Here is a 15,039-nt window from a genome sequence, read left to right on the forward strand (position 1 = left end):
TACAGCTGGCATCTAATCACGAGCCTACAGGGACTGCAAGCTATCTGGGATGAACGACCATAAAAGGCCCAGAAAAGATATAAAATGCTTAAACAAGCGCCATATTGGCGCTTGTTTATCTCACTTTAGAAAAAGCGTGAGTAAAACAGCATCAAGCCTAAGTTACTGTCATCTTCGACAATCGGACTGTCGCTAATGACATCATCATACAAGGTATAGCTGAGCTCTAATCGAGTGATACCGCCAAACCAAGCTGGGGTAAAAAAGCTAAAGTTTAGCTCTTGATTAACCGCACTATCGCCTTGGTAAGCAGGACGAAAATCCATCGCTTCATGACTTTGGACACCGTAATAGTAATCGACGAGTTTTTCATCTTGATAAACGACAGCGACACTGGGTTCAAAAAAGAATGGACCGTATTGAAATTGATAGCCAATTGAGAAATCGAGCTCATGACCGCCTGACTTATCTAAGACGTCAAACAGTGCACCTGTCGATAGTTTGAAGTCGGCTACTTCCCAGCTAAAGCCTGCGCCTACATCAAGTGACATATCGCGATCGTCCATGCCGACTAAAAAGTCACTGTCTGAGCTTTCGTAGTCATTGAAACGCGGCTGCGCTTTAATGCTGAAACTAAAATCATCGGTTTGAACGAGATCGTAACTGACAAAAGGGCCATAAACTTGCAGTCGCTCTCCTTTGTAACCAATGATCGGAATAGGACGGAATTCATCGTCAACATCTTGATAAATTTCCTGTTGGTAACTTAGGCCTATTCCCCAAAGCCAACCTGTTGGTTGTTGTTGAGTTTGCTTGGGCGGCTGGGCCATGACACTTGTGCTCAATAACGCACTAGCGAGTAGTATTGGTTTTGCGTAAGCCATTTTCATCAGCTTTCCCTGTTCTTTTAAAGGTTTTTTTAGATTATCAGACGAGTATTACGCTTTATTTCTTCAGACTGATTACTCAAGTGCAAGTCTAATCCGGCGAATGTCGACAATTTGTTGACAATTGAAATGGCATGCTAGTTCGCTGATGTACGCACTAATTAGGGAGTTTTTATGAAACCTGCAGCATTTTTGGTTTTATCTCTTATGCCTGGCGTTGTTTTAGCGACAGGTCAATTCTCTGAAATTAAAAACGATATCGGTTCTTTGCCGATGCAATTAATCGGTCCTGTCGCCCCGATGAGTGCCGAACTCGGCTGGCGTTACAGCGCGGGCTTAGGGTTGGAATACGAAGCTGAGTATCACGGCTCTGATGAAGCCGCAGCCGAAGTCGATGTATTTGCTGAAATTGCCTATCGCGCTGATAACTGGGAATTTCAGTCAAATCTATTGGCTAACCGAATTATTTATCAAGCGAGCGACCATTTTTTTATTACTGGCTGGCTTAATTTAGAAGAAGGACGCGAAGCCGATCATGCATCTGATGGCTCATTAGACGGTATGGGCACAGTCGATGAGATGTTAGAGTTTGGTGGTGGTGTGATGTGGCAACCAATGGATAGGCTTACACTTGGCTTGGTCGCTCAATCATATGCCGGCGGTGATCCCGATAAAGGTATAGTGGGCTTTGCGACGGTTCATTATCGCTTGTACGATAGAAAAAACTTTAAACTCGATATCAGCGCCGATATGAGTTTTGCCAATGCCGATCACCTACAAACTGAATTTGGTGTCACACCTGAGCAAGCGCTTAGCTCGGGTTACCAAGTGTATGAATTTGACTCAGGTATTAAATCATATGGGGTCGGTTTTAATGGCGTGTATGCACTGGATGATCATTGGTCTGTGAGCTTCGAAGGACATTACGAAGCTTATGCCACAGATGTAACGGATAGCCCTATTATTGAAGTGGGGACTGAAAATGAAATTGAAGCAGGCGTGACTTTAATTTATAAGTTTTAATAAACCGCACTCAAGGTTGACATGGGCCTTGAGTGTCCATTAAATGCAAAGAAAGGGTTGATAGATGTTAAGCGTGCTGATCGCCGAAGATAACGTAGATATTGCGGAAAATATCGCCGATTACCTCGAAGTACAGGGCTATCAAATTGACTATGCTTACGATGGCAAAATGGTACTTTCGTTATGTCAGGAGCTGATATTTGATGTCATTATCATGGATGTGATGATGCCAAAGCTCGATGGCTTCGCGGCAACAAAAGCGCTGCGTGAATCACCTCATCAAAATGCTAATACCCCAATATTAATGCTAACGGCCAAAGACACGATAGACGATAAACTCGCAGGTTTTGGTGCCGGAGCGGATGATTATTTATTAAAGCCTTTCGCTATGGCTGAATTGTACGCTAGATTACAAGCGTTGGTCAGGAAACATCAGCAGACCTACCAACAGACGTTTAGCTATAGTGGGATTGAGCTTAATCACAGTGAGCAAACCGAGAGTTTTGACGATAAGCCCATTAACTTAAATCCCACTACTTTTAAAATGCTTTACTACTTGGCAAAAAACGCACTTCATTTGGTGGCTAAAAACGAGTTAGAGTTTCAGCTTTGGGGAGATTTAAAACCTGAAACGGATTTACTGCGCAGCCATATTTATAATTTGCGTAAGGCGTTAGCAAAAAACTCAAGGCGCTTACAAATTGTGGCTAAGCACGGGCAAGGTTACCGTTTGAGTATTGATTAACTAGGCTATTTAAAATGCAACATTTGAGCTTGTCACAACGGGTAAAGTTAACGTTTTTTGCAGGTTTTACACTCTTTGCTTTAGTGAGTTTGGCTGTTATTTTTGCCGTGACGAAAAACCTGGAGGACTATATTTTTGAACGCCAGTTATCGACTCTGGTTGAACAATATCAGTCGGCTTATACTCAAGGGAAGCCATTAAAGCTCAATGATAATTTTTCTTTGTATCAGCAAGGTGATGCGCTACCAAAAGCATATTTGAAAACCCTCGAAAATTGGCCTGAAATGCCCGCTGGTATAGGTGAAATTGATCACCCAGATGATCGAGATTATCACTATGCAGTCAGTTTTTTTGCAAATAAAGCTTGGTTGTTTATTTATGATGTTAATCAGTTGGAGCTCAGTGAAGAAATTGAGCAGTTGTTTTTGCATTTCATTTGGTTTGGATTTGCTAGCCTAGTCATCGCTTACTTTTTATTTTTCCAGTTGGTGTTAAAACGCTCTTTAGCACCCATGTATCAGCTGATTGAGCAGGTGAAGCAACACGCCCAACACCCCGAACAAACTTATCAAAACCACTATGCCTATCACGACAATGAACGAGGGCTTTTAAATCAAACAATTGCTGATTATGCGGTGCGCACCGCACAATTTATCAAACGCGAACAAGCATTTAGTCAGTTTGCCAGTCATGAACTAAGAACACCTGTAACCATCATAAAAGGTGCAACAGAGCTATTGAAACTGTCTGAAAAAAATGCACCGCATTTGGCAAAACCCATCGCCAGAATTGAGTGTGCGACCAAGCAAATGGAAGATATGATCAGTGTGCTACTGAATTTAGCTCGAGAGAGGAAAAATACGTTAACTGAGCATGCCTATTACCAAGAGACTCTCATAGAAGTGGTTGAGTTAATGCAAGAACCATTGCAAAAAGCACATAAAAAACTGGTTGTAGCAGGTCAATTATCGGCTGAATTAATGGGTTAAAAAGCGGAATTTGAACTCGTGCTGACCAATTTAATTGTTAATGCCATTAATCACAGTGGTGACGATGAAATTGAACTGCAATTGACGGCCAATCAACTGACTTTGTCTAATTCAATCAAGGTCGGGCAAAGTACCTCTGGCTTAGGTATTGGATTAAAAATTGTAGAGGGTGTGGCGATAGGGCAAGGCTGGGAGTTCAGCTATCAGGTACAAGCTGAGCAGTTTGCTGCATCAATAAATTTTAGCTAACCCAAATGTTTCAGGTTAGCTAAAACCACAACTACAAACTATTTTGCCTGACGACTCATGGTACCCGTTTTAGCGGTGAGCACGACTTGTTCAACATCTACCGCACGATTGCTCTTTGAGACTAATACCAGTGTTAATTTTTCGCCTGATTGGCTTTGTTGAGCCATCAATGAGTATGAATCAGGTGATTTTATGCTGACATCCCATTTCGTCTGCTCGGCATTATCCAAATGTATCACCATAGACTGCCTCGCTTTTAGCGTATTAACTAACTTATTGTCTTCGTTCAGGTATAGATGGTTACTCTTATCATTCTTGAATAAGTAACCTGGAATAATGATCTTATCGTCCGCTTGTTGAATACCGATATTGTTACCTTTCTTATTGAAGTAAATAGTACTCGGTTGGCGGTTACCTGAAATACGCACCTGTTGTGGGATATAGTTGTCATGGAACTCAGGCATATCATTTAATTCTCGGCCACTTCTGAAGATAGGACGCATACCCATATGAAAGATGATGAGATCTGGGTTTTGCTCAATGACATATTTACCTTCACCCAATTCATGGCCTAAAAAGCCTTTACCAAAGTCAGCTGGTGGGTTGCGCGGCAGGTAGTAGTCATTTAAACCTAACATATCTAATGATGGCAGTTCCGACCAATAGGGTAGGCAACCTGCTGCTGTCACGGCCATTAGTGGCTGCTCTTTATCAAAAGCGGCTTTTAAGGTTTCAGCAATGCGTTTTCCATCCCACTCCCAGCGCTCTGTCACCGCTTTGTGGTTGCGCTCTTCATTAAATTGTAAATAGCTCAGCGGTGCCAATAAACTACAGCCGATTAATATACTGGCAAAGTGCCATTTGGCCTTATCTTCAGCTAATTGCAAACTGATAAATTTGGCACCTTCGGCAATGGCAAAAGCAAAAACAACCATCAATGGAACGTGATGACGATAAGCAGGGAAAATATCGCCACCAATGAAAACCATATAGCTCGACCAAAGTACAAACATCAGTAATAAAATAAGTGCTTTGGGGCGTGATTTAGGGCTAAACAGTAAACCTACCATGGCCACCACGGCCAAAATAGAGAAAGGTGCGAGTGATAAAAAGCCATCTTTAAAATAATTAAAGCCATTTAAGAAATGATGGCTCGAAGGGGCAATTTTAACTAATGCCGTATTAGGTACCCATTCTCCGTAGTAATAGAGGCGAAAGGCTAACTGAGCTAAGAAAAAACCTATTGTAATAGGCAAGATTAAAAATGACGTTAAAAAGATATGCTGACGTTTTGACCACAAGCCGTAAATGAAAAAAGCGGCTGCGCATGCCACCGTAAATAAAGGGCCATCAGGGCGAGTGATACAGGCAAGCCCCAGCGCAATTGATAAACCGATAATACTGTTTTTTTCTACTTTGTTTGATTCAACAATGTGATATGCAAAGGGTAATGCCGCTGCGATACAGGCTGCATATAAAGGTTGTTCTAAACCACCAATTGCCCATACTGCGATAGGACCGCTTAACGCTAAAAAGGCTAAGGAGATGAAAATAGCAAAGGTATTGGTTTTGAAATTATCCTTTTGGCTGTACCAATAAGCGATGGCAATCATAATGGTGCTCATACCAGCGAAGCTGAGCACTCGGGAGGCATCAACCAAGTCCATGCCAAACCAACCAAGCAAAGCAATAAGCAATACCCAAAGCAAGTTCGAATAGCCTTCAACCGGGATGCCCTCTGTCCATGTCAAACCTTCACCAGCTAACAATCGCGCCGAATATCGCAAGGAAATTAACGTATCATCAGAAATAAATGGATAGTAGTAACTGGCGTGGTAAAACAGTACGGTAATGAAACTGGCCACTAAGCCGATGCCGACTAGTGTTGTGGGTTTTAATTTAATCACTTGTTTTGTCTCATTTTATTATTGTTATTTAGTGCATTGCACGAGCTTGGTGCATTAGGATAATAAAAGACATGGAGATTAATACAATCCATTGTATGCTAATTATCCTTTACGCTAGTCGAAAAACTAGTCGATGAATTACTCAGATGACGCGATTCGCTACTACATTTCACGTTTGAATGCGTATATACTGAGCTACATATTTTTAACATTATAATAACAATAAGCATGGAACAGGCAAACTCTTCTTTTAATTTGCAAGCAACATATCGCTATTTATTGGTCTTCTTATCTCTGTGTTTTGTCATGGTGTTTATTCGAACGGCCTGGATTTCTGATGACGCGGCAATTACCTTTCGCTCGGTTTTAAACTTTGTTCATGGTTATGGCGCAGTCTATAACGTTGGTGAACGGGCTCAAGCCTACACTCACCCCTTGTGGTTTATGATTGTTTCCGCTGTGACCTGGTTAATTGGCAATGTATTTTACGCCGCTTACATCGTCGCTTTTACCTGTTTGGCTGCGGCTATGTACATTTGGGCGAAGAAAGTTGCTAAGTCGACCGAGTGGTTACTTATTGGCTTTGTGACTTTGCTGTTTTCTAAGTCTTTTACTGATTATGCAACATCAGGTTTAGAGAACCCTTTATCTGCGCTTCTCGTCGCAACATTTATTTGGCAAGCATTTAGTTGCCAAGACGCAATTAAGCAGTACTTTAGACTAGCATTACTAACGGGCTTGATGTTTTTAACCCGTCCAGATCTTATTTTGGTAGCGCTACCTTTACTCGCTTACAAAGCCTTCCAATTGCGCCAACCTATTAGTGTTATTAAATGGTCGTTATTAGCCGGTATTCCTGTCTTTACTTGGATTCTCATCTCGCTGTTCTATTACGGTTTTCCTCTGCCTAATACTGCTTATGCCAAGCTTGGGATGGGGATTGCAGGTGGTGAGCTAGCGATGCAAGGCTTCCAATATTATTTAGATTCTATTAATCGCGACCCACTGACGTTAATCGTGATTGCTTTTGCCCTTGTAACGACGTTTATGAGCAAACAAACCATTAGCCGTTTGATAGCGCTTGGTGTTGCCTTGTATTTACTTTACATCATCAAGATCGGCGGTGACTTTATGTCAGGCCGTTTCTTTGCTGTGCCTTTATTTACTTGTTGTATTTTACTCTCACTACAAGGTCGTCTACCGGTTGCTGCTACAGGTGTATTTGCAGCAGCGGCGGCCAGTATTGGCTTTGCATCGCCAAGCACGCCGATCATGAGTGATTCAAGTTATCACAATGTTGAAATTGCGAAGTCGGGCATTGCAGATGAAAGAGGTTTTTATTACCAGAAATACGGTTTGTTATCAGGTGATCGTCAGCGTTATCTCGACTTACCTGAGTGGCGTTTGTCTAACCCTGAAAAAGGTCCTACGTATGTGAAAAGTACTTGTGGTCAACTCGGTTATAAGGGCATGTATGCAGGGCCCGACCTACACAATATTGATATTTGTGCCCTAGCCGATCCATTATTAGCACGAATGCCTGCTAAGTATAAGAAAAAGTGGCGGATAGGCCATTATATGCGCCCAGTACCTAAGGGTTATCAGCAAGCTGTATTTGAGGGGAGCGAAAAGTTAGCCGATGAAAATCTCGGCGAGTTTTATCAGCATTTATCGGTGATCACTAAAGGCGATTTATGGTCTGGTCAGCGTTTTAAAACGATTCTAGCGATGAATTTTGGCCAATATAATGACTTGGTTGATTTTGAATATTATCGTACCGGTCCACGTCAACAAGCTGAATTGGGGCAATTAGCGGTTATTAAAAACAATGGTGCGCGATGGAATGAATTAGGTAACGTGATACTTGAAGAGCGCAAGCCACTTAGTATTGCCTTGCCTAGTGCTCCTACTCAAGTTAGGCAAATCGACTTGTCGTTAGATAATAATGATGTATATGGCGTATCGCTTTGGCAAAACGATGAAAAGCTATGGGAACGCAAAATTCACCCTGATCGAAAAAAGCGCCACGGTCTAAAACGTCACTACTTAGGCTTGCCAAAAAACATTCCGCTTGAACGTGTCAACACGATTAAAATTGAAGTATTAGAGGGTGATGGGGCGCAATCATTGGGTCATTTAGTACTTAACTAATTACACATTTTTAAAACTCATGTTAAATCAGCGATTTAAAGCAAATTAGCCCTTTAATTCGCTGTTTTTCTGTTTCTTCTGCCGGTATTAGCGCTCAAAACCGACTATTGGTCATTAAAAACTATATTTTTAGGTTTTATAATGGGTTAGTCGATTGTTGGTTTTTTAGTCTGTGAAATTGTCTTGTTTTGAACTAATTTTAAAGAGCTACGTATAAAGCAATATCATCTAGCAGGAGAAAACTTATGCATTCTTTGTTTAACGGTGACCCTAGTATCTTTTTAAAAGAGAAGTATGACTTCAAACGCCAACAAGCATCTATTGCGCAACGCAACGGCGACTTAAAAGAGTACATGCAATTGACTCATGAAGCCGATGAAATCTGGCTGCAAATGGAAGAAATGGAATCAGAACTAGGCCATTCTTAGTTCATCACTACACCTGCTCTAAACTTCCAGAGCAGGTAAATTATTGGTTTTTTGTCAGCGCGACCAGCTTGGGAATATAGCTTTGTTCATCTCCCATTAAAGTGTGGTTATCAATGACATCAAATTTCTCCGTCACTTTTTCAACAAATACCTCAAGCGCATTTACCCTTTGTTGCCACCAAGTTGTTTCATCTTCAGCGGTTGAAAAGTCAGTCCTTAATATAATGCGATTTCCAGGGTGACTGAAAAAAGGCTCAGGAGGTAAGTGTGGCACAATATCATTTTCGTTCACTACCCTGTGGTGAGGTCCTAACACTTTAGCATTGAGTTGCTCAGCAAAGGCTGCGTTGCCTGGTCTTGGGCTGGCAAACGTATAAATACCATAAACAGGATAATCATTTTCAATCAGCATGCCTGCATACAAAGAACATAATGCACCGCCTAAACTGTGGCCGGTTAACCAAATTTTTTGATTGTTATCACGCATTACATCAATGGCATTGGTCAATTTGATCACGGCTGGGTAAAGTGCATCCTGAATACCTCCATGTGCTTTGGTGCCCTTTAATGGGCCTGGATCACGCACAGCTTGAAAATCACTCAGCCAATCTTGTACTTCTTGGCTCCCCCTAAAAGCGATGATGATATTGTCTTTATCACTGGTGACAAAACACTGAGTATTAATATCAACGCTTTTACACACTGAAATGCACGTCGGTTGGTTTAGTTTCCAACGTTTGATTTGAATCGATATTTCTGTCGGTTCTTTGTATGACAAGGCACATAAGACCGCTAATGACAGTGCCGTTTGTGGATCAAATACTTTGCTAGGTTTGAGAATAATCGGGTGGTCGGTATATCGCATAACTGGATCCATCAAGCAAGAGAGAGAAAAAACGCATCGTCGGTTTGGTTATGAGGTGGTAGTGAGGTTGGTACGGGTATGCTCAATGCCTTCTCACTGGCTTGTGCAAAGTCGCAGTGCTTTCTGGCACCATTGATGATAATGGCAATGACAAAACGTATGGCAAAATACTCTGCCACTTCTGGTAAGTAAGGGATATCTATGTAGTCATTGGCGAGTTCAGATAAGCGTTTAATCAAACGTTTAGCTTCTTCATCATCTATGCCTTTATCTAAACTGCGAACTAAATCGTAAAGCTCATTAGGTAAGTTGTTGTATAAGTAGTTATCAACTTTTAGCACCACTTTGACCAATATCTTTTCTTCTTTAGATTCAGATACTAATGGCACATTTATTTTTTCATTCAGTTGCTGGGCAATTGTTTGTACTTGCGCAGGCGTCAGCTTACTTCGCTTTGGCGTAGGCGCATAGTATTCGTCGAGCAACTGGCGAAATTCAACTTCGGTTAAATCAGCAATCTTTTTCATCGTTTTGTCCTTTGTTGATGTTACAAACCTTACGGCTGGGCCATATACTGGACTGCAAGGTTGACCCTTTCCAGATAGCTAGCGATTAGTTTAGTTGAACACCTGTTTGTTTTTTGTCCCTTTTTAACAGAATACTTCTGAAATAGGTTTTAAAGCTGTTTAAATCGATTTCATCTTATCTAAAAAAATAATTACCAATAGCGCTTTTTTTATTTATCTTTGATGAAGTTTTTTATTTTCAGCTTTGTTATGTAAATCCCCCTTGTTCACTGGTTTATCTGTTGTTAAATTAACCAAGTTGTAAAAAGGAGATAAACATGGAAACACAACAACAGGGTGAGTTAACACCGCAACACAGTTCAACTAGCTATGCTTTTCAATTTAAAGGAAAAACGGGAGAGTTTTTTAGAATTTGGATTGTTAATTTAGCTTTAACGATTGTTACGCTTGGTATTTATTCAGCATGGGCGAAAGTTCGCCAATCACAATACATGTGTGGTAATACCTTTTTTGATAATCACGAATTTCAATATCTAGCGACCCCAATGCAGATTTTAAAAGGTCGTTTAATTGCATTTGCACTTATCATTACTTATTCCGTTTTATCAAGTGTCTATCCAATGGCCGCAGCTGGTTTTATGGTCGCACTTGTTTTATTAATGCCTTTACTTCTACTTTCAAGTTTGAAGTTTAACTACCATAACTTGTCATATCGCCATGTGCGTTTTAGATTTACGGGTAAGGTAGGGCAGGCATATTGGTACTTTTTATTATTACCTATTTTAGCTGTTCTGCCTTTTGGTTTGTTATTGCCGTATGCAATTAAACAGCAAAAGTGCTTTATTGCGAATAACTTGTATTGGGGCGATCAAGAGTTCAAATCTGAACCACCTCTGGGCGCTTTTTATGGCTTATTTTTAGGTTGTATTGGGGTCGTAGTCGTTTTAAGTTTTGTTATTGGCGCTGTTTTCGGCTTAGGGGCACTTTCGAGTGAATCCGGCGGTCAAGTGATGGCGTTGATGTTAGTGTTAGGCCCAATCATTTATCTAGCTATGTTTGCAATTGGCTTTGTCGCTAACGGCTATATTCTTCGCTTTATGCTCAATAATGCGCAGCTTGCGGACAGCAAAATTAATACAACACACTCGCCTTGGACATATGGCTTTATTTTGTTGTCTAACACATTAGCCATTATTTTCAGCTTAGGTTTAGCTTACCCTTGGGCGAAAATTCGCATGAACCGTTATTTAGCTAAAAACATTACTATGAGCAAAGAGCTCGATTTATCGAGTGTCGCCGCAAACAATGGACAAGCCAATAGTTCGGTTGGTCAAGAAGTGGCAGATGGCTTTGATATGGAAGTGGGCTTAGGGCTGTAATTTTGCGCTTTAACGCTCATTTTTCTGATGGGAGTAGTGCGCAGCTACTCCCTGTTTCCGTTCAGCAAATCGACCAAACGATTCATTTTATTATCGCAGATAATGCGCATTATTTTTCGCTCGAACAGTGCGAATTGTCTCCGAGAATTGGCTCGACACCTCAATACATTGATTTGCCAAATGGCGCTCGCCTAGTCAGTGAAGACTTTGATGCACTCGCGGCTATTTTTACTAAACAAAGTCCTTTCATCGATAAGTTATCCCATTTTTTAGAGAGTAAATGGCTGTATTTACTCGCTAGCTTAGCCGTTACTTGTATAACTGCTTGGTGGCTCGTTAATAGTGCTATCCCGGCTATGGCAGACTCTATTGCTAAGCAATTGCCCTCACAAATTTTGGCGCAAGTCAGTGATCAATCACTCGATTTACTCGCTGAGCACTATTTATCTGATAGTGAACTGAGTTTAACCAAGCGAGGTACCATAGCTTCGTATTTTGAGCATTATATTAGTCAACTCGATACCCCTTATGATTATCAACTGCACTTTTATAAAGGTAATGATTTACAGGCTAATGCTTTTGCTTTGCCAAATGGCCATATAGTGATCACCGATGAATTGGTTGAATTGTTAGTCGATGATGAAAGGATTATGTCTGTGTTACTGCACGAAGTCGGTCATGTGGAACAGCGTCATGGTTTGCGCAATGTATTGCAGCAACTCGGCATTTTTATTCTATTTGGTATGTTTCTCAATGATTTGGGGGATGTTTCAGGTGTGTTTAGCGGTATCCCTATGGCTGTGTTGCAGTTGGATTATTCTAGACAGTTTGAATACCAAGCTGACCGTTTTGCGATTGAACAAATTCATCAGGCCGATTCTGTCATTCAAGCCTCGAGTGATGACTTTATTAAAAGCTTCGAGTTAATGTCTGAGTATTATCAGGATTCAGGTGATGTACCTGAGTTTTTATCGACTCATCCTTTAACTGAAAACCGGATTAATCAGATTGAGCTGATGGTCGAACAAAGCCAAGCAAATTAGCTTGGCTTTGATTAATAGGTTACTTGCGTTGGTATGTAAAGAAGGTATGAGGCAGAGGATTTTTTTCATCAACAGTCCCCTCTACACGTGCAACTTCTTGCCATTGTTCCGAAGCTAAGAAATCAGGGAAGTGGGTATCACCTTCAATATCAGCATCAACAACAGTGACAAACAGCTTATCTGCTTTTGGTAAAAATGCTTCATAGATAAAACCGCCACCTATGATCATAACCTCTTCAACATCACCACAAGCTTCTACTGCTTGGTCTAAATCATTGGCTAATACGACATCTGGATGAGGCTGTTCATTACTACGACTGACAACAACATTCGTGCGTCCTGGTAGAGGTCTACCAATCGAGTCAAATGTTTTACGGCCCATGATGATAGGTTTACCAAGTGTGGTTTCTTTGAAAAATTTAAGGTCGGCAGGTAAATGCCATAACAGTTTATTATCTTTACCAATAGCACGGTCAGGCGTCATTGCCACTATCATAGATATTGTCATTTGTTATTCCAGTTGGTTTGCTGTATTGCGGGTATGTTAATGCAAAGAGTTGTACTTATTAAGTCACAAATGAATTTATCATTGTGAAATTAAAAAGGCCGGTGATCACACCGGCCTTTTTGAGTAATTAACGCTTGTATTCAACTTCTACATCGTAGTCGTCTTCATCCCAGTCATCATCCCAATCTTCGTCATCCCAATCTTCACTTTGGGCAATAACGTCATCGTGATAAGACTGCCATTTAAACTCAACGTTTTCTTCCGTTTGCTCTTCTTCTTCGACCAGTGGGTTATCAATTAACCATTGGCCAATGTCTTGAGTTAACGCATTCAAGCCGCTGCGCTCTACTGAAGAAATGCTGAATACCGGACCTTCCCATTCAAGGTTGTCTAGTACTTCTTGCTGCTTTGCCTTTAAGTCTTCATCTAACATCAAATCAGATTTAGTAAAGACTAGCCAAATTGGCTTAGCGGCTAATTCAGGGCTGTATTGCTCCAGCTCAGCTAAAATCGTATTGGCATTTTCAACTGGATCTGACTGATCCATCGGTTCTACATCAACTAGGTGAAGTAATACACGACAGCGCTCTAAGTGTTTGAGGAAGCGAATACCTAAACCGGCACCTTCAGATGCACCTTCAATTAAACCCGGAATATCGGCGATTACAAAACTGTTTCCAGAGCCTGCTCTAACAACACCTAAGTTCGGTACTAATGTTGTGAATGGATAATCGGCTACTTTGGGCTTAGCTGCTGATACAGAGCTAATAAATGTTGATTTACCCGCATTAGGCAAACCTAATAAACCAACGTCGGCTAAAAGCAGTAACTCTAATTGAAGATTGCGTTTGTCACCTTCAGTTCCGTTACTTTTTTTACGTGGAGCACGATTAACACTGCTTTTGAAACGCGTATTGCCTAAACCGTGGAAACCACCTTTAGCCACCATCAGCTTTTGACCGTGTTTGGTCAAGTCTCCAATGCGTTCGCCAGTATCAATATCTGTTGCACGTGTACCTACGGGCACTTTTAATTCTAAATCTTTACCACGACGGCCGGTACAATTTCGGCTTTGACCGTTTTGTCCGCGCTCTGCTGCGTGAAAGCGCTGGAAACGATAATCGATTAGTGTGTTGAGGTTTTCGTCAGCAACTAAAAAAACATGACCACCATCACCACCATCACCACCATCTGGGCCACCATCAGGGACAAATTTCTCGCGGCGGAAACTAATGACGCCATTACCACCATCACCGGCTTCAACTTTAATATCTACTTCGTCGACAAATTTCATAGTGACCTCAAAGAGAGTGGAGTTTATATAATTATACTTGCGCTGATGAATTGGCGCTAAGTATTGAATGATTTGTTTATTTAAGAAAACAAAAAAGCCTCGCAAGCGAGGCTTTTTAGAAATTCTAGCTGGAAGGCTGAATTAAGCTGCTTCGATTGAAACGAACTTACGGTTTTGAGGGCCTTTAACTTCGAACTTCACTTTACCGTCTGATAATGCGAATAAAGTGTGGTCACGACCGATACCAACGTTGCTACCAGCGTGGAAACGAGTACCACGTTGACGAACAAGGATGTTACCTGCTAATACTGATTCACCACCGAAACGCTTAACACCTAAACGTTTACTTTCTGAATCACGACCGTTCTTAGTACTACCTGCTGCCTTTTTATGTGCCATTTGGTTATACTCCTATAATTAAGCGCTGATACCAGTGATTTTCACTTCTGTGAACCACTGACGGTGACCTTGTTGTTTGCGAGAATGCTTACGACGTCTGAATTTAACAATCTTAATCTTCTCACCACGACCGTGTGTAACAACTTCTGCTGTTACTTTAGCGCCTTCAACAACAGGTGCGCCAATTTTGATGTCTTCACCGTTTGATACTAAAAGCACGCTGTCGAATTCTAAAGTTGAACCCGCTTCTGCTTCAATTTTTTCTAGGCGAAGAGTTTGGCCTTCAGCCACACGGTGTTGCTTACCACCGCTTTGGAAAACTGCGTACATTACGTAACTCCGCATTGTTCTCACGTGCATCGAATTTTTCTCTACTTTGATGCACATTTCTTAAATTTAGGGCGCGAATTCTAAGTGAAAGCGAAAACGATCGCAAGAAAAAGATCAATTAATTTGCATGTTTTGTGATCAATTTATGATCAAATGCGATTCTGTCAGCTAAGGACTAAAAATTTAACGGCTTAGCAATCTATTGTTGCACGATAGAGTGCTTCAGTTGGGAACGCTTGATAGTTATTTCTTGCAAGAAGATGAGTCATCGTTATCTAAGTAAAGATAAGACCTATAAATGTGTTTTAATTCGAC

Annotated in this window: 16 protein-coding genes; 8 read left to right on the top strand and 8 right to left on the bottom strand. The window is 41.1% G+C overall.

The window, feature by feature from the left end; genetic code table 11:
• Positions 1-125: 125 nt before the first annotated feature.
• Positions 126-890, bottom strand: coding sequence for a MipA/OmpV family protein (locus tag HR060_RS02930; protein WP_174198776.1), 765 nt, complete (start codon positions 888-890; stop codon positions 126-128).
• A gap of 171 nt (positions 891-1,061) precedes the next feature.
• Here HR060_RS02930 and HR060_RS02935 point away from each other — a divergent pair, with 171 nt between their 5' ends.
• From HR060_RS02935 to HR060_RS02950, 4 genes are all read left to right on the top strand, one after another.
• On the top strand, positions 1,062-1,910 hold the full coding sequence (locus HR060_RS02935; RefSeq protein WP_174198777.1) for a MipA/OmpV family protein: 849 nt from the start codon (positions 1,062-1,064) through the stop codon (positions 1,908-1,910).
• Positions 1,911-1,974: 64 nt separating this feature from the next.
• Positions 1,975-2,655 carry a response regulator transcription factor gene (locus HR060_RS02940; RefSeq protein WP_174198778.1) on the top strand — a complete coding sequence of 227 codons (681 nt, stop codon included), beginning with the start codon at positions 1,975-1,977 and terminating at the stop codon, positions 2,653-2,655.
• Positions 2,656-2,669: 14 nt separating this feature from the next.
• Positions 2,670-3,644 carry a sensor histidine kinase gene (locus HR060_RS02945; protein ID WP_174198779.1) on the top strand — a complete coding sequence of 325 codons (975 nt, stop codon included), beginning with the start codon at positions 2,670-2,672 and terminating at the stop codon, positions 3,642-3,644.
• Between the two features lie 18 nt (positions 3,645-3,662).
• Positions 3,663-3,893 carry a hypothetical protein gene (locus tag HR060_RS02950; protein WP_174198780.1) on the top strand — a complete coding sequence of 77 codons (231 nt, stop codon included), beginning with the start codon at positions 3,663-3,665 and terminating at the stop codon, positions 3,891-3,893.
• A 38-nt stretch (positions 3,894-3,931) separates the two neighbouring features.
• Here HR060_RS02950 and HR060_RS02955 read toward each other — a convergent pair whose 3' ends face one another.
• Positions 3,932-5,800 carry a glycosyltransferase family protein gene (locus HR060_RS02955; protein ID WP_174198781.1) on the bottom strand — a complete coding sequence of 623 codons (1,869 nt, stop codon included), beginning with the start codon at positions 5,798-5,800 and terminating at the stop codon, positions 3,932-3,934.
• A gap of 228 nt (positions 5,801-6,028) precedes the next feature.
• On the opposite strand from HR060_RS02955, the gene HR060_RS02960 reads away from it, so the two are divergent.
• Complete coding sequence (locus HR060_RS02960; RefSeq protein ID WP_174198782.1) at positions 6,029-7,951, top strand: hypothetical protein; 1,923 nt, start codon at positions 6,029-6,031, stop codon at positions 7,949-7,951.
• Between the two features lie 245 nt (positions 7,952-8,196).
• Entirely contained in the window at positions 8,197-8,379 is a 183-nt protein-coding gene (locus HR060_RS02965) for a DUF6435 family protein (protein ID WP_174198783.1), read from the top strand.
• 40 nt (positions 8,380-8,419) lie between these two features.
• On the opposite strand, the gene HR060_RS02970 is transcribed toward HR060_RS02965, so the two are convergent.
• Positions 8,420-9,244: a lipase family protein gene (locus tag HR060_RS02970; RefSeq protein ID WP_174198784.1), complete on the bottom strand. Its 825-nt coding sequence runs from the start codon at positions 9,242-9,244 to the stop codon at positions 8,420-8,422.
• Between the two features lie 11 nt (positions 9,245-9,255).
• Entirely contained in the window at positions 9,256-9,771 is a 516-nt protein-coding gene (locus tag HR060_RS02975) for a hypothetical protein (RefSeq protein WP_174198785.1), read from the bottom strand.
• Between the two features lie 317 nt (positions 9,772-10,088).
• Between HR060_RS02975 and HR060_RS02980 the strand changes: the two genes are divergently transcribed.
• Together HR060_RS02980 and HR060_RS02985 are read left to right on the top strand one after the other, a co-directional pair.
• A complete protein-coding gene (locus tag HR060_RS02980) occupies positions 10,089-11,150 on the top strand; it encodes a YjgN family protein (protein WP_174198786.1) in 1,062 nt (353 codons plus the stop codon).
• Between the two features lie 2 nt (positions 11,151-11,152).
• Entirely contained in the window at positions 11,153-12,193 is a 1,041-nt protein-coding gene (locus HR060_RS02985; RefSeq protein ID WP_174198787.1) for a M48 family metallopeptidase, read from the top strand.
• 19 nt (positions 12,194-12,212) lie between these two features.
• Here the strand turns inward: HR060_RS02985 and folA are convergent, their stop codons facing one another.
• The 4 genes from folA to rplU form a co-directional block, all read right to left on the bottom strand.
• Complete coding sequence (gene folA, locus HR060_RS02990; protein WP_174198788.1) at positions 12,213-12,701, bottom strand: type 3 dihydrofolate reductase; 489 nt, start codon at positions 12,699-12,701, stop codon at positions 12,213-12,215.
• Positions 12,702-12,828: 127 nt separating this feature from the next.
• A complete protein-coding gene (gene cgtA, locus HR060_RS02995; protein ID WP_174198789.1) occupies positions 12,829-13,995 on the bottom strand; it encodes an Obg family GTPase CgtA in 1,167 nt (388 codons plus the stop codon).
• Between the two features lie 141 nt (positions 13,996-14,136).
• On the bottom strand, positions 14,137-14,394 hold the full coding sequence (gene rpmA / locus HR060_RS03000; RefSeq protein WP_174198790.1) for a 50S ribosomal protein L27: 258 nt from the start codon (positions 14,392-14,394) through the stop codon (positions 14,137-14,139).
• Between the two features lie 18 nt (positions 14,395-14,412).
• On the bottom strand, positions 14,413-14,724 hold the full coding sequence (rplU, locus tag HR060_RS03005) for a 50S ribosomal protein L21 (protein WP_174198791.1): 312 nt from the start codon (positions 14,722-14,724) through the stop codon (positions 14,413-14,415).
• Between the last annotated feature and the right edge of the window lie 315 nt (positions 14,725-15,039).

Origin of the sequence: Marinifaba aquimaris, from assembly GCF_013328345.1 — a bacterium.
GTDB classification, from domain to species: Bacteria; Pseudomonadota; Gammaproteobacteria; order Enterobacterales; family Alteromonadaceae; genus Marinifaba; species Marinifaba aquimaris.

Excerpts from the sequence above, each read along its gene's own strand:
- HR060_RS02930 (WP_174198776.1), bottom strand. The coding sequence starts at position 890 with ATGAAAATGGCTTACGCAAAACCAATACTACTCGCTAGTGCGTTATTG.
- HR060_RS02935 (WP_174198777.1), top strand. The coding sequence starts at position 1,062 with ATGAAACCTGCAGCATTTTTGGTTTTATCTCTTATGCCTGGCGTTGTT.
- HR060_RS02940 (WP_174198778.1), top strand. The coding sequence starts at position 1,975 with ATGTTAAGCGTGCTGATCGCCGAAGATAACGTAGATATTGCGGAAAAT.
- HR060_RS02945 (WP_174198779.1), top strand. The coding sequence starts at position 2,670 with ATGCAACATTTGAGCTTGTCACAACGGGTAAAGTTAACGTTTTTTGCA.
- HR060_RS02960 (WP_174198782.1), top strand. The coding sequence starts at position 6,029 with ATGGAACAGGCAAACTCTTCTTTTAATTTGCAAGCAACATATCGCTAT.
- HR060_RS02965 (WP_174198783.1), top strand. The coding sequence starts at position 8,197 with ATGCATTCTTTGTTTAACGGTGACCCTAGTATCTTTTTAAAAGAGAAG.
- HR060_RS02970 (WP_174198784.1), bottom strand. The coding sequence starts at position 9,244 with ATGCGATATACCGACCACCCGATTATTCTCAAACCTAGCAAAGTATTT.
- HR060_RS02975 (WP_174198785.1), bottom strand. The coding sequence starts at position 9,771 with ATGAAAAAGATTGCTGATTTAACCGAAGTTGAATTTCGCCAGTTGCTC.
- HR060_RS02980 (WP_174198786.1), top strand. The coding sequence starts at position 10,089 with ATGGAAACACAACAACAGGGTGAGTTAACACCGCAACACAGTTCAACT.
- folA (WP_174198788.1), bottom strand. The coding sequence starts at position 12,701 with ATGACAATATCTATGATAGTGGCAATGACGCCTGACCGTGCTATTGGT.
- cgtA (WP_174198789.1), bottom strand. The coding sequence starts at position 13,995 with ATGAAATTTGTCGACGAAGTAGATATTAAAGTTGAAGCCGGTGATGGT.
- rpmA (WP_174198790.1), bottom strand. The coding sequence starts at position 14,394 with ATGGCACATAAAAAGGCAGCAGGTAGTACTAAGAACGGTCGTGATTCA.
- rplU (WP_174198791.1), bottom strand. The coding sequence starts at position 14,724 with ATGTACGCAGTTTTCCAAAGCGGTGGTAAGCAACACCGTGTGGCTGAA.